Source organism: Chromatiales bacterium 21-64-14 (assembly GCA_002255365.1).
Taxonomy (GTDB): domain Bacteria; phylum Pseudomonadota; class Gammaproteobacteria; order 21-64-14; family 21-64-14; genus 21-64-14.
Genome location: NCBI01000008.1, coordinates 1 through 13,719, shown reverse-complemented (window position 1 = coordinate 13,719; position 13,719 = coordinate 1). Strand labels below are relative to the sequence as shown.

Below are 13,719 nucleotides of genomic sequence, written 5' to 3'. Positions count from 1 at the left end.
CCTTGACCGTGCTCACAGGAAGTCCTCGATCCGGCGGCCATGCAGCAGGCGCGTGGTCAGGACCTGTTCGAGCCGCTCCCGCACCGGCTGAATCTTCAGGCGGTTCAGGATATCGTTGGCGAAGGCATAGACCAGCAGGTTGCGGGCGGCTGCGTCGTCGATGCCACGCGCCTTCAGATAGTACAGAGCCTCCTCGTCGAGCTGCCCTACGGTCGCACCGTGCGCGCACTTCACATCGTCCGCGTAGATTTCCAATTGCGGCCGCGTGTCCGCTTCCGCGTCATCCGAGAGCAGCAGGTTATGGTTGGTCTGCTGCGCGTCTGTGTGCTGTGCATCCGGATGCACGATCACCTTCCCACTGAACACCGAACGGGCATGGCCCTCCAGCACGCTCTTGTAGTACTCGCGGCTGGTAGTCTGGGGACGGGCGTGATCCACCACTGTGTGGTTGTCAACGTGTTGGCGGCCACCCAGAACGCACAGGCCGTAGAGGGTGCACTCGCTGCCTTCCCCGTCCAGAGTGGGGCGGATTTCATTGCGAACCAGGCGACCGCCCGCCGATATGAAATAGTTGGCATAGCGGCTACCGCGGTGCTGATGGATGCAGGTCGCCGCCACGTGGCGCGCCTTGTCGCTCTCCTGCTGCAGCTTGTAGTGCTCCAACGCGGCGTTCGCGCCCAGAACAACCTCCGTTTGGACGTTGGACAGATAGGCCGCGTCGTGCAGGCCAGCATAGGTCTCCAACACGGTTGCCTGGCTATCTGCCTGGGCGACCAGCAGGTTGCGCACATGGGTTACGACGTCGTCCTGCGCCGCGGTGGAAACGTGGATAACGTGCACGGGACGACCCAGGACCGCGCCGGGAGGCAGATATAGGTACGCGCCGTCGCTCATAAAGGCCGCGTTGAGCGCAGCGAACCCGTTGTTGTCGACGCGCGTCTGCGCGCCCAGGAACTCCCGAACCGCGTCCGGATCCTGCTCCAGCGCGGCGGCCAAGCTGCCCACCGTGACACCGGCCGGCAGCTTTCCCACCGCCGAGAGCGTCGGCGCAAAATGCCCGTCCACGAACACCAGGCGATCGCATTCCAGCCCATCGAAGAGCAGCGGACGCAGCGCCGCGACGTCGATACCGCCCGCCGCTCGCGGCGCCGGCGTGTAGGCATGGCGTTCGATCACACCGACGTTGGTGTATTTCCACTCCTCGTCCCGGACGCCGGGAAAGCCGAGCCGCTCAAATCGCGCCAGGGCCGCTGCGCGCGCCGCACGAACCCACTCAGACCGGTTACCGGGGAATTCCTGTTGCCGTTCCACGAAATCCGACAGATAGCGGCTTTTCGGTTCCACCACTGCGTTCATCGGAGTCAGGCCCCCACCGCGCGCTGTTCTTCCTCGATCCACCCGTAGCCACGCTGTTCCAGGTCCAGGGCCAGGCTGCGGTCGCCGGATTTGACGATACGACCGCCCGCGAGCACATGGACATGATCGGGGACGATATAGTTGAGCAAGCGCTGATAGTGAGTCACCAGGATGAGTGAACGTTCTGGTCCACGCAGGGCATTGACGCCGTTGGACACGATCCGCAGCGCGTCGATGTCCAACCCCGAATCGGTCTCGTCCAGGATCCCGAGTTTCGGCTCCAGGACCGCCATCTGGAGTATCTCGTTGCGTTTCTTCTCGCCGCCGGAGAATCCTTCGTTAACAGAACGGTACAGGAGCTGCTCATCCATCTCCACAAGCTTCAGCTTATCCCTCACCAGCTTGAGAAAATCGATGGCGTCCAGCTCGCCGAGGCCACGGTGCTTGCGCCCTGCGTTCAGCGCCGCCTTCAGCAGGTAGATGTTGCTCACGCCGGGGATCTCCACCGGATACTGAAACGCCAGGAACACCCCGTCGCGGGCCCGCTCCTCGGCGGGCAACTCCAACAAGTTGCGGCCCTGATAAATTACCTCGCCCCCGGTTACCTGATAACCGTCGCGTCCGGCCAGAATATGGGCTAGCGTGCTCTTACCCGAGCCGTTGGGGCCCATGATGGCGTGCACTTCGCCCTTCTTCACCTCCAGGTTTATACCCCGAAGGATCGGCTTGTCGTTTACCGTGGCTTGCAGGTTCTTGATGCTCAGCATTACCCCGTTCCTCTTGCACTCGAATTCCGTGGGGGCCGCGGCGCCGGTACGCGCGGCCGGTGATAAGTTAGGTGAAAATTCAGCCCACGCTGCCCTCAAGACTGACGCCGAGCAGCTTCTGCGCCTCCACCGCGAACTCCATGGGTAGTTCCTTGAACACCGCCTTGCAGAAGCCGTTCACGATCATGGATACCGCATCTTCGGCGGAGATGCCGCGCTGCATACAGTAGTAGAGCTGGTCATCGCTAATCTTCGAGGTGGTGGCCTCATGCTCCACCTGGGCGCTGGCGTTCTTCACTTCGACATACGGGAAGGTATGCGCGCCGCACTTGTCGCCGATCAGCAACGAGTCACATTGTGTGTAATTGCGGGCGTCGCCGGCGCCCTTGAGGATTTTTACCAACCCGCGGTAGGCGTTCTGCCCGCGCCCGGCGGAGATACCCTTGGAGATGATGGTGCTGCGGGTATTCTTGCCGATGTGGATCATCTTGGTTCCGGTATCTGCCTGCTGCCGATTGTTGGTCAGCGCGACGGAATAGAATTCACCAACCGAATTGTCGCCCTCCAGGAGTACGCTCGGATATTTCCAGGTGATCGCCGAACCGGTCTCCACCTGAGTCCAGGAGATCTTCGCGTTATGTCCCCGGCAGGCGCCGCGCTTGGTGACGAAGTTGTAGATGCCGCCGCGCCCTTCCGCGTCGCCTGGGTACCAGTTCTGCACGGTGGAATATTTGATCTGGGCGTCCTTCAGGGCCACCAACTCGACCACGGCCGCATGCAGCTGGTTCTCGTCGCGCTGCGGCGCCGTGCAGCCTTCCAGATAGCTTACGTAGGCGCCTTCATCGGCAATGATCAGGGTGCGCTCGAATTGCCCGGTGTTCTTGGCGTTGATGCGGAAGTACGTGGACAATTCCATCGGACAGCGCACGCCCTTGGGGACATAGACAAAGGACCCATCGGTGAATGCCGCGGCGTTCAAGGTCGCGTAGAAATTATCGGTGTAGGGAACTACTGACCCGAGATACTTCCGGATCAACTCCGGGTGATGCTGGACCGCCTCCGAGAACGAGCAGAAGATGATTCCCACCTCGGCGAGCTTGTCCTTGAAGGTGGTGGCCACCGAGACGCTGTCGAATACCGCGTCCACCGCCACACCGGCCAGCATCTCCTGCTCTTTGAGCGGAATACCGAGCTTGTTGTAGGTCTCCAGCAACTTGGGATCCACTTCGTCCAGGCTCTTGGGGCCTTCCCCCTTCGCCTTGGGCGCGGAGTAGTAGCTGATCGCCTGGAAGTCGATGGGCGGATAGTGCACGTGGGCCCACGCCGGCTCCTGCATGGCGGTCCAATGCTGGTAGGCACGCAGGCGCCACTCCAGCATGAATTCCGGTTCGTTCTTCTTGGCGGAGATCATCCGGATAACGTCTTCGTTCAGTCCCGGCGCTACCGTATCCGTATCCAGGTCGGTAACGAAGCCGTGCTCGTAGTCCTTCCGGATCAGCTCGTCGATGGTCTGTTTTGTGCTACCCATGATTATCCGCTCTCGGATGTCGGTTGCAGGGTGGTTCCGCGGCGCATTCGTCCCGCGGGCTCAGGCCACAGTCTTCTTCGCGCCCGCGCCGCTGCCCTGCAGCGAACGGACTTCCTGGCGCCCGGCAACCTCCCGCACCGCGGGCCGGTCCACCAGCTGCGCCAGCGTGATCCCGTCAAGGAACTGGTAGAGCTGCTGGCTCAGTTCGCTCCACAGGTCATGGGTCAGGCAGCGTTCGCCGTCCTGGCAGTTCTCGCGGCCCGCGCAGCGGGTCACATCCACGTTCTCGTCCACGGCGGTGATGATGTCCGCCACCGAAATGACGGAGGCGGGCCGGGCCAAGCGGTAGCCACCACCGGGTCCGCGCATCCCTTCCACCAAACCGTCGCGGCGCAACCGGGCGAACAACTGCTCGAGGTAGGACAGGGAGATCCCCTGCCCGTTTGCGATTTCGGTCAGGGTCACCGGGCCCGCCTGGTCATGGAGCGCCAGATCCAGCATAGCCGTCACGGCGTAGCGTCCCTTGGTTGAGAGTTTCATCGTGCGCACCGCCCGTTGTTATGGAGGTGGCCGGCATTGTCCGGCCGTGAATTCTTGAGTGATTTAGTAGGAGATCAGTATGCAGTACTTGAGTAATATCGTCAACATCTTCTCGGGTGCGGAGGCGCGGCGCCGCTGACACAGCGGGAGCGCTCGCTGTATCCAGCCTATCAATCCAAAGGGTTGGAGGATATCTGCCGCGGGAGCCGTCGACCGCCCGATTGGCGAGCCCGGTCAAATCCCACGTAGTCTAGTCTGGAATTCGCTCCCTGGCAAGGCCGCCACGGCCGGGTACCCGGGTACAATGTCTATGCATCGCCCGCGGGCGATCGCGGACCCCCATGACCCACCCCAGAGGAGGCCCCGGATGCTCCATCGACGTCAACCGCTGCGCTTCGAGTGCACCCAGTGCGGACGCTGCTGCACGGGCGGCGGCGACTATTACGTCTTTGTGAACGATGCCGAAGCGGAACAGATCCACCGCCACCTGGGACTGTCACAAAGCTGGTTCCGGCGCCGCTACCTTGCCAGGACTGCGTCCGGTGAGCGGGTTTTGGCCTCCCATTCCGATGGCCGCTGCACTTTCCTGGAGGATGATGGCCGATGCCGAGTCTATGATGCACGGCCGACGCAGTGTCAAACCTACCCGTTCTGGCCGGAATTGCTCCGCGGCGCCACTGCCTGGGAGAAGGAACGTCGCCGCTGCGAGGGCATCGGGCACGGCCCGATCGTTCCGGTAGCGCGGATCGACGCGGCCCTGGCCCTATTCAAGGAACCGGACGCTGGTTAAAGCCCCCTGGAACCCGGCCCGACTTAGCCCGGATGTCTCACCCGTGTTCGTCGCGCAGGTGCCGCGACCGGTGGGTTGGGGCCGCAGCGCGCTGACATGGGGCCGACACCAGATCAAGGCGGGCGCAGAGCGTACACCCCATCCTGACGAGCGCCGCGGTGGCCACCGCCGGAGGCGAGTGGGAAATCCGGGCTAAAAGTCCACCGGCGGCAACCGATACAACGGGGAGGCAGTGCCCCGCCGGTCGGCGGGCGGTCTCCCACCACCACAGGGTCCACCATGTCCAGCACAACCGATGACACCCCCCGGGTCCGGGTCCTGGTGGTGGATGACTCCCGGCTTATGCACGCCGCCTTCAACAAGATCCTCGGTGGGGAGTTCGACCTCGTGACGGCCCGCGACGGGGAGGCAGGCTGGGAGCGGCTCACCGAAGAGGAAGGTATCCAAGCAGTCATCAGCGACGCGGATATGCCCCGTCTCGACGGCTACGGGCTGATCCACCGCATCCGTGCGGCCACCGACCCGCGAATACGCGACCTGCCGGTGATCATGGTCACCGGGGCGGAGGACGCGGCCACCCGCACCCGCGCCCTGGACGTGGGCGCCACGGATTTCATCACCAAGCCCCTGGACCCCACCCAGCTGCTGGCACGGGTGCGCACTCACGCCCGGCTCGATCGCACCCGCCGCGCCCTGGCCGCTACCACCGAGGCCCTGGAGGACCAGGGTGCCGTGGATCCGGTTACCGGGCTGGGCAGTCGCCGCTACTTCGTCCAGCGCGGTACCCAGGATCTGTCCTTCGCCCGGCGCCATGACCGGCCGGTTTCCCTAGTGGCCTTCGCACTGGATAACTACGAGGATGTTCAGGATCAACACGGTGCGGAGGTGGCGCAGGACCTGCTGAACTGGGCGGCCAGGATCCTGCGCGGCCGGGTACGCACCGAAGACACCGTGGCGCGGCTGACGGGGGCGCAGTTCGTGATCCTGGCGCCATCCACCAACCGACTGCAGGCCGTCGTACTCTGTAAACGGCTCCAGGCCGGACTCGTCAACGACCCATTCCAGGGCCCCACTGGGCAATTGGCGGTCACTATCAGTCTGGTTCAGGTGAGCGTGGGGCGGGATGACGCCACCAACTTCCCCGAGCTGTTGCGGCGGGTGCTGGAGCAGCTTCTGGCGATCCGGGCCGCGGGCGGCAACCGGCTGGACCTGGGCCGTGCCGCCCATCGCCCCGCGGATCCCGTCGGCGCCCCTACTCCCGGTGGGGTGCCCGCCCCCGTGGCGGGCGGGCACCCGGAACCGGAACCAGCCCCGGACCTGGCGGCCGCCGCACATCTCCTGCACGAAGGCCAGGGTCGGCGGCTCGACCCGCACCTGCCGCGCCTGCTTCGCCTGCTGCTGCCCTTGCTGGAGTACGGCAACGAACGGCTCCGGCTCGGGGTCGACGACGCCCTGGAGACGCTGCGTAGACGCATCATCCACGCCGCGCCCGAGGCAACCCCTGGGTCAACCGGCCCCGTCGCGCACCGGCCGGAGCCATGCGCGGATCTCCGGCGCGGGGGGCCAGCCGAGCACACGGATCACCACGACGGCGAGGATTGAGAAGACATACTCCGGCGCGGGCGCCACACGTCACCCATCATGGCCCACCCACGGCGCAGCGCGGAACAACGCCACCAAGGTCTTCGCGTCGCTGATGTGCCCACTGCGGGCCCACTCCATGGCCTCCGCGAGGGGGATACGGTGGGCTTCGATCGATTCGTGGGGCTCAGGGCGGGGCGCGACCGCGTGCAGCTCGCGCGCCAGGTACAGATGAATGACCTCGTCGCAAAAGCCCGGGGTGGTATGGATACTGCCCAGGGAAATCCACCGGTCCGCCGCCACCCCGGCCTCCTCGGCCAGTTCGCGCCGGGCAGTGGCCTCGGGTGCCTCGCCAGGATCGATCTTGCCGGCGGGAATCTCCCAGAGCCACCCGCCGGCCGCGTGACGATATTGGCGCAGGAGCCAGACGCGTCCGTCCCGGTCCACGGCCACCGTTGCCGCACCTCCAGGGTGTCGGACGATCTCCAGCGGGAAGGAACGACCATCGGGAAGATGGGCGGTCTCGATCCCCAGGTCCACCACCTTGCCCTGGTACACCGGCGTGCGTACCACCGAACCGCCACCTGTCATCCGGCGCGGGACGCCCCGCGAAACGAATCGGGCCAGCTTACCCGCGGGCCGCGAACCCGGTCAAGGCAGACCACGGCGCGTGCCCAAACCCGGGCGTGGAGGGTATCATAGGCGTCAGTCACCGATCCGGCCCCCACCGGCATTCCCCAGCAACCGGGATTCCATCCGCCCAATGCAGCGTGCGCCACTGGCCGAACAGCACCCGCCCATGATCCGCAAAGCGACCCTGCAGGATCTGGACGCGCTGGTGCGGATCGAGAACCGCTGCTTCCAGACCGACCGCATCTCCAAGCGCAGCTTCCGCTACATCCTGTGCAAAGCCAACGCGGTCACCCTGGTGGACGAGCAGGACGAGGTCGTGCGCGGATACACCACGGTCCTGTTCAACGCCGGCACATCTTTGGCGCGGCTGTACTCCTTCGCGGTCGACCCCGACTTCCGGGGCCGCGGCGTGGCCGTTGGCATGCTCCAAGCCAGCGATGAGGTAGCCCGGCAGGGCGATTGCGTCGCGCTCCGTCTGGAAGTGCGCAAGGACAACGCGGTGGCCATCGCGCTGTTCGAACGCGCCGGTTACCGGCGCTTCGGCGCCTATGAGGACTATTACCAGGACCACATGGGGGCGCTGCGCTACGAAAAATCCCTGGTGGCCCACCTCCGCCCGGAACTTGCCCGGGTTCCGTTCTACGCACAGACGCTGGATTTCACCTGTGGCCCGGCCGCACTTATCATGGCCATGAAGGTGCTGGATCCGGGCATCGAGATGGACCGCAAACTGGAACTGCGGCTGTGGCGCGAATCCACGACCATCTTCATGACCTCCGGGCATGGCGGGTGCGGGCCCTACGGCTTGGCCCTGTCCGCCTACCACCGCGGTTTCGACGTGGAACTCCACGTCAACGATACCGGGGCCCTGTTCATCGATTCGGTGCGCAACCCGGAGAAAAAGGAAGTGATCGCCCTGGTCCAGGAAGACTTCCTGGACGAAATCAAGCACTCGTCGATCCGACTCACCCACGGCTCCCTTCCCGTCGGTCAGCTGGAGGAGAAATTCGGGGAGGGTGCCATTCCCATTGTCCTGATCAGCTCCTACCGGATCTACCGCGAAAAATTCCCCCACTGGGTCGTGGTCACCGGTTTCGACGAACGGTTCATCTATGTGCACGACCCGTTCATCGACTACGAAGCCAACAAGACCCTCACCGATTGCATCAATATGCCGATACTGAAAAAGGACTTCGAGCGCATGGCACGTTACGGCAAGGCCGGCCAGAAGGCGGTCCTGCTGTTACGGCCGCGCCCAGGCAGTCCGGCAGCATGACGGCACAGAGGAGCTCAACCGTTTCATGACGACCGATATTATCGTCCTGGAAAATTCCAAGGATTGGCAGGCGCAGTACCCGGACGCCGTTGTGATCACGGACACCGACTATATTGGCCGCCAGCAATTTCCAGGCTCCGGCCGGGTACGCATCATCAATCTGTGCCGCAGCTACCGCTACCTAAGCACGGGCTACTATTGTTCGCTGCTGGCGGAGGCGCGCCGGCACAAGGTGATCCCGACGGTCAAGACGATCTCCGACCTGAGCCGTAAGTCGATCTACAACCTGGAGATCGGCGATCTCGACGACTTGGTGCAGAAGAGCCTCCGCAACCGTCCGCCTGAACATGGGACCGAATTCGAATTCCACGTCTTCTTCGGTCAGTGCGAAAGCGATGAACTTCAGGATCTGGCGCGGGAGATCTTCGAATTGTTCCCCTGCCCGCTGCTGAAAGTGGAATTCAAGCGTCAGGGCAAGTGGGAAATCGATACCATCCGCCCAGCCTATATACACAACCTGCGCGACGACCAACAGGCGCTGTTCACTAACGCCCTGAACCGCTACGTGGCGCGCCGCTGGCAGGGGCCGAGAACCCGCCAAACGTCGAAATACGACTTGGCGATCCTCCACAACCCTCAGGAACAGTTCTGCCCGTCCAACAAGCGCGCGCTGCAATCCTTCATCAAGGAGGGGAAGGGTCTGGGCGTGGACGTGGAATTGATCGAGAAAAAAGACTACACGCGGCTCGCGGAATTCGACGCCCTGTTCATCCGTGAGACCACCGCCATCGACCACTACACCTACCGCTTCTCCAAGAAGGCGGAGAGCGAGGGCATGGTGGTTGTGGACGATCCGGACTCGATACTGAAATGCACCAATAAGGTCTACCTCGCGGAATTGCTCAAGGCGAACCGTATCCCCACCCCGAAGACCATCATCCTGCAGCGCGACAAGAAGGACACCCTGCAGACCGTGGAAGCCGAGATCCCCTACCCCGTGATTCTCAAGATCCCGGACGGCTCCTTCTCCCGGGGCGTGTTCAAAGCGACCAACCGCAAGGAGCTCGAGGAGATTACCACCCGTTTGTTCAAAGAGTCGGATCTGCTCTTGGCGCAGGAATTCCGCTACACGCCCTTCGACTGGCGCATCGGCATCTTCAACCGCCGGCCGGTGTACGCCTGTCAGTACTTCATGTCGCGTAAGCACTGGCAGATCGTCAAACATCGGGAAAACGGCCGCCCGGTGCCCGGCGACGCCAACACGCTGAGCGTCGATGGCACCCCGTCCTCGGTGGTGGAAACCGCGCTGCGCGCGGCCAACCTCATCGGCGATGGGTTGTATGGTGTGGACCTGAAGGAGGACGACAAGGGGGTATGTGTCATCGAGGTGAACGACAACCCCAACATCGATGCCGGAGTAGAGGATGGCGTTTTGAAAGACCGGCTCTACCGTACGCTGCTGGAGGAGTTCGTGCGGCGTATGGACCTGCGCCGCAGCTGAACCGGCCGCGACCCGCCACGGGGATCCGATGGACACTCACGAACCGGTCGACCCGCTCGCGCGGCTGCTGCACATCATGGCGCGGCTGCGGGATCCCGACGCGGGCTGTCCCTGGGATCGGCGCCAGACCTTCGCCACCATCGCCCCGTATACCCTCGAAGAGGCATACGAGGTAGCGGACGCCGTCGAGCGTGGCGACCTGGGCGCCTTGCGCAGCGAGTTGGGCGACCTGCTGTATCAGGTGGTCTACCACGCGCGCATGGCGGAAGAGGCGGGTGCATTCACGTTCGCGGATGTCGCCCAGTCGATCAGCGACAAGCTGACTCACCGGCATCCCGAGATATTTGGCGCCGCCGCAGGCGCGGTGGCGCCTGCCGAGAGACGTTCCTGGGAAGATCACAAGCTCCAGGAACGAAAGGCGGGGGCGGGTACGGACCCCAGTGCCCTGGCGGATATCGCACGGGCCTTGCCAGCCTTGATGCGGGCCCTCAAGCTGCAGAATCGCGCGGCCCGAACCGGCTTCGACTGGCCCGGCCTGGACCCGGTGCTGGAGAAGATGGAAGAGGAACTGGACGAACTGCGGGAAGCCGCCAGCGCTCCCGACACCGCGGCCCGGGTGTTCGAGGAAGTCGGTGACCTGCTGTTTACCGGAGTCAATCTGGCGCGCCACACCGGTGCGGACCCGGAAGCCGCGCTGCGCGCTGCCAATGGTCGTTTCGAGGCCCGCTTCCGCTATGTCGAGGACCGGCTCCGGGAACGGAGCAGGCGCCCGGAGGACACCACCCCCGAGGAACTCGATTCCCTTTGGGAAGAGGCGAAGCGCCACCTGACGGCGCGGTCGGACGGACCCTGAGCCGAGGATGCCGGGCTCGCCAACCCCGATCGCCGCACCGCATCACCGTCGAAGCTAATAGGGCCCCGTGGTCCGTCAGCCGGCGTATCCATGGCAAGTCGAACCCACTGCCCGTGAACCGACCTCAGTCGGCGCCGGGCCGGTGGCCACGACGCGGACAACACGCGTAGGCGCCGAACGATTGGCCGGCGCCGGCGGGCGCGTGGGAATCGTAGTAGAGGGCCTCCAGACGCAGGTCGACTGCCGGATCCAGGGTGGAGCCTTCCAGGATCGTGTCGTAGCCGACGCCGCCCAGCAGGCGATGGGCATGGGTCAGGTACAAACGGTCAAGGACGCCGGCGCTCACCAGGGTGTGCAGAAGTTGGGGACCGGCGATGGCATACAGGCTGTGGTAGCCGCGCTCCGCCAACACCTGAACCAGGCGCCGACCATCCACGCGGTGCCCGTTACCCGCGAACAAGACCCGCAACCCCAACTGTTCCAGGGCCGTCACCCGATCTGGGTCGGCATCCTCCCCGGTCAACACGTAGAAGGCGCGCTGCTGGAGATCCAGCTCCGGGGGGATAGGCAGATCCAGGCTGGCACTCACCACCGCCACCGCCGGTTGGGGTTCCAGGCCTTCTTTCCGGCGCCATGTCAACAGATCCGCGTAGGGTGAACGGGTACTCACCGGCAGGGAATCCTGGGCTTGGCCCTGGGTCAGGTCCCGAAAATAGCGGGCAGTGGTCACCAGCACATGGGCTTGGGCGGCGAGTTCCTGGAACAAGCGCCAATCCCTGGGGTTGGCAATGGCGGCCGGTACCCGGTGGCGGCGCGTGCCGGGATCCACCAGCGCGATGCGCCCGTCCAGACTGGCGATGAAGTTGGTGTACACCATCGGCGCGGCGGCGCTGGCGCGGTGCAAGCCGTGGGCCAGATACGCCCCTTCCAGTGCCACCGGCTCCGGCGCTCCCGGGTACAGGCGCAGAATGGGTTCGCTCATTTCGCGTTGCTCCGGGGCCATGGGCCCGAATTGTGACGTGCGTCACACTTTGAGTGTGGACTGGTCCACAGAAAAACCCGTCACGGGCCCATCATACTAAAGACCTTCTCGGTCCCCATGTGCTCGGACCGAGAATCTCCTCTTGGACCCAGTCCAAAAATTTCTGCCGGCGACCCTCTCGCCGGCATTTTTTTTGTCTGTGGTCAGCGGCCTACGAACAACCAGTAGTATCCCAGGTTATAGAACACGTGCAGGGCGATGGGTACCGCCAAACGCCGGTCGCGATCCATGAAATAGCCGAACACCAGGGACGGAAAGAAGATCAGCGCCGCCCACAGGGGCGGGTGGGCGAAACCGTGCAGCGCGGCGAACACCACACTGGTGAGCAGATTCGCCGCGCTGAGCCCCCCCAGTCCGGCGCCGCCCAGACGGCTGCGAAGCCACTCCTGCAGGCCGCCGCGGAACACGAACTCCTCCAGCGCCGGAAACACGAACACCGGCAACGCGAAGGCCACGGGCGACCGCAACGGCCACGACAGGTCGTCCACCCGCGCGCCCCACGCCAGCAGCAAAAGCCAGAACAGGGGGCCGGCAGCAAACGCCGCGACCCGTTGTCGATCACGCCACATAGCTACCTTGTAGCGGATTCCCGCGGAGAACGGTAGTGGCCCGGCCGCAACCCCGCACGAATCATGCGGGCTAGACGGCCAACTCCAGAGCACTACCGGGCGGGTTCGGCCAACGTCGACCTTCGCCCCGGCATGACCCCGAGCGCCGGACGCCGGGTCTCCCCCCATCCACCACCCAGGGCCTGGATCAGCGCAACCACCGCGGTGTAGCGGCGGTTGCGCAGGGTCAGTTCCGCATTGCGCGCATTACTGGCCGTGGTCTGAGCAGTCACGACGTTGAGATACGACGTGGTACCGGCCTTGTATTGATTTTCGGCCAAGCGCAGCGATACCTCGGCCGCCTGCACCACGTCGGCCTGCTGCTGCGCCTCATCGGTGAGGATGCGCTGGGCGGCGAGGTTGTCCTCCACCTGCTGCAATGCGCTGAGCGCGACCTGCCGATAGTTGGCCACCGTTTGCCGGTAAGCGGCCTCGCTGGATGCGAGTTGCGCGCGGCGCAGGCCGCCGTCGAACAACGTAGCCGCAAGGCTCGGCCCGATTGACCAGAACAGCGCCGGTGCCGAGACCAGGTCAGCCAAACGGGTCGCTTGCCTGCCCGCCTGGCCTGAAAGCGTGAGGTTGGGAAACCAAGCCTTCTGCGCCACGCCGATCTGCGCATTGGCCGCCTCCACCTGGGACTGTGCCGCGGCTAGGTCGGGCCGGCGCTGCAGCAGTTGCGCCGGAATGCCAGGGGGGATAACAGGCATCGTGGGCAGCGCGTCGACGGCCAGCAGCGAAAAATCGGCGGGCGCCTTGCCCACCAACGCGGCGATAGCGTCTTGGAGTTGCACACGGGTGACGCCCAAGTCCGTGCGGCTGACCTGCGCCTGCAGCAGTTGTGTGCGCGCCAGCGCCACGTCGGCGGCGGTATCCACGCCCGCCTTGTAACGGTTTTCGGTGAGTTGCAGGGCGCGCTGATAAGCGACCACGGTAGCCTGCGCCAAGCGGGTCTGCGCGTCTACGGTGCGCAGTTGCAGATACGCGGCAGCGAGCTGGCCCTGCAGGCTAAGCAGTACGGACTGCAGTGTCGCGGCGCTGGCCGCGGCGCTGGCCATGCCCGCTTGTACCTGCAAACGTACCCTGCCCCATAGATCAAGCTCCCAACTTGCGCTGAGCGAGGCGCTCAAGCTGTTCAGGATACGGCCGGGTACCGCCACGTTGTTACTGGAGCCGGGCGACTTCGACCGTGTGGCCGAGCTGCTGGCCGACACAACCGGGTAGTAGGCCGCCTGCGCCTGAGCGAT

General features: G+C 64.6%; 13 protein-coding genes. 5 read left to right on the top strand and 8 right to left on the bottom strand.

What is annotated here, in order from left to right; all coding sequences use genetic code 11:
• Positions 1–12: 12 nt before the first annotated feature.
• From B7Z66_06195 to B7Z66_06180, 4 genes are all read right to left on the bottom strand, one after another.
• Positions 13–1,356: a Fe-S cluster assembly protein SufD gene (locus B7Z66_06195; GenBank protein OYV76993.1), complete on the bottom strand. Its 1,344-nt coding sequence runs from the start codon at positions 1,354–1,356 to the stop codon at positions 13–15.
• 5 nt (positions 1,357–1,361) lie between these two features.
• On the bottom strand, positions 1,362–2,123 hold the full coding sequence (locus B7Z66_06190) for a Fe-S cluster assembly ATPase SufC (GenBank protein ID OYV76992.1): 762 nt from the start codon (positions 2,121–2,123) through the stop codon (positions 1,362–1,364).
• Positions 2,124–2,202: 79 nt separating this feature from the next.
• Positions 2,203–3,651: a Fe-S cluster assembly protein SufB gene (locus B7Z66_06185; GenBank protein OYV76991.1), complete on the bottom strand. Its 1,449-nt coding sequence runs from the start codon at positions 3,649–3,651 to the stop codon at positions 2,203–2,205.
• Positions 3,652–3,711: 60 nt separating this feature from the next.
• On the bottom strand, positions 3,712–4,191 hold the full coding sequence (locus B7Z66_06180) for a hypothetical protein (GenBank protein OYV76990.1): 480 nt from the start codon (positions 4,189–4,191) through the stop codon (positions 3,712–3,714).
• 304 nt (positions 4,192–4,495) lie between these two features.
• Here B7Z66_06180 and B7Z66_06175 point away from each other — a divergent pair, with 304 nt between their 5' ends.
• Together B7Z66_06175 and B7Z66_06170 are read left to right on the top strand one after the other, a co-directional pair.
• Positions 4,496–4,981, top strand: a complete 486-nt coding sequence (locus B7Z66_06175) for a hypothetical protein (protein ID OYV76989.1) — start codon at positions 4,496–4,498, stop codon at positions 4,979–4,981.
• Positions 4,982–5,260: 279 nt separating this feature from the next.
• Entirely contained in the window at positions 5,261–6,583 is a 1,323-nt protein-coding gene (locus tag B7Z66_06170; GenBank protein OYV76988.1) for a hypothetical protein, read from the top strand.
• Positions 6,584–6,613: 30 nt separating this feature from the next.
• Here the strand turns inward: B7Z66_06170 and B7Z66_06165 are convergent, their stop codons facing one another.
• On the bottom strand, positions 6,614–7,153 hold the full coding sequence (locus B7Z66_06165) for an NUDIX hydrolase (protein ID OYV76987.1): 540 nt from the start codon (positions 7,151–7,153) through the stop codon (positions 6,614–6,616).
• A gap of 208 nt (positions 7,154–7,361) precedes the next feature.
• Here B7Z66_06165 and B7Z66_06160 point away from each other — a divergent pair, with 208 nt between their 5' ends.
• From B7Z66_06160 to B7Z66_06150, 3 genes are read left to right on the top strand one after another with little or no spacing between them, the layout of a single operon-like run.
• Positions 7,362–8,471, top strand: coding sequence for a ribosomal-protein-alanine acetyltransferase (locus B7Z66_06160; GenBank protein ID OYV77042.1), 1,110 nt, complete (start codon positions 7,362–7,364; stop codon positions 8,469–8,471).
• Between the two features lie 25 nt (positions 8,472–8,496).
• Entirely contained in the window at positions 8,497–9,972 is a 1,476-nt protein-coding gene (locus B7Z66_06155) for a carboxylate--amine ligase (protein OYV76986.1), read from the top strand.
• A gap of 28 nt (positions 9,973–10,000) precedes the next feature.
• Positions 10,001–10,825 carry a nucleoside triphosphate pyrophosphohydrolase gene (locus tag B7Z66_06150; GenBank protein OYV76985.1) on the top strand — a complete coding sequence of 275 codons (825 nt, stop codon included), beginning with the start codon at positions 10,001–10,003 and terminating at the stop codon, positions 10,823–10,825.
• 124 nt (positions 10,826–10,949) lie between these two features.
• Here the strand turns inward: B7Z66_06150 and B7Z66_06145 are convergent, their stop codons facing one another.
• The 3 genes from B7Z66_06145 to B7Z66_06135 all read right to left on the bottom strand — a co-directional run bounded on the left by B7Z66_06145 (position 10,950) and on the right by B7Z66_06135 (position 13,719).
• A complete protein-coding gene (locus B7Z66_06145; GenBank protein ID OYV76984.1) occupies positions 10,950–11,807 on the bottom strand; it encodes a hypothetical protein in 858 nt (285 codons plus the stop codon).
• A 203-nt stretch (positions 11,808–12,010) separates the two neighbouring features.
• Positions 12,011–12,604, bottom strand: a complete 594-nt coding sequence (locus B7Z66_06140; protein ID OYV76983.1) for a hypothetical protein — start codon at positions 12,602–12,604, stop codon at positions 12,011–12,013.
• Positions 12,529–13,719 carry an RND transporter gene (locus B7Z66_06135; GenBank protein ID OYV76982.1) on the bottom strand — a complete coding sequence of 397 codons (1,191 nt, stop codon included), beginning with the start codon at positions 13,717–13,719 and terminating at the stop codon, positions 12,529–12,531. The genes B7Z66_06140 and B7Z66_06135 overlap by 76 nt, the downstream gene beginning before the upstream one ends.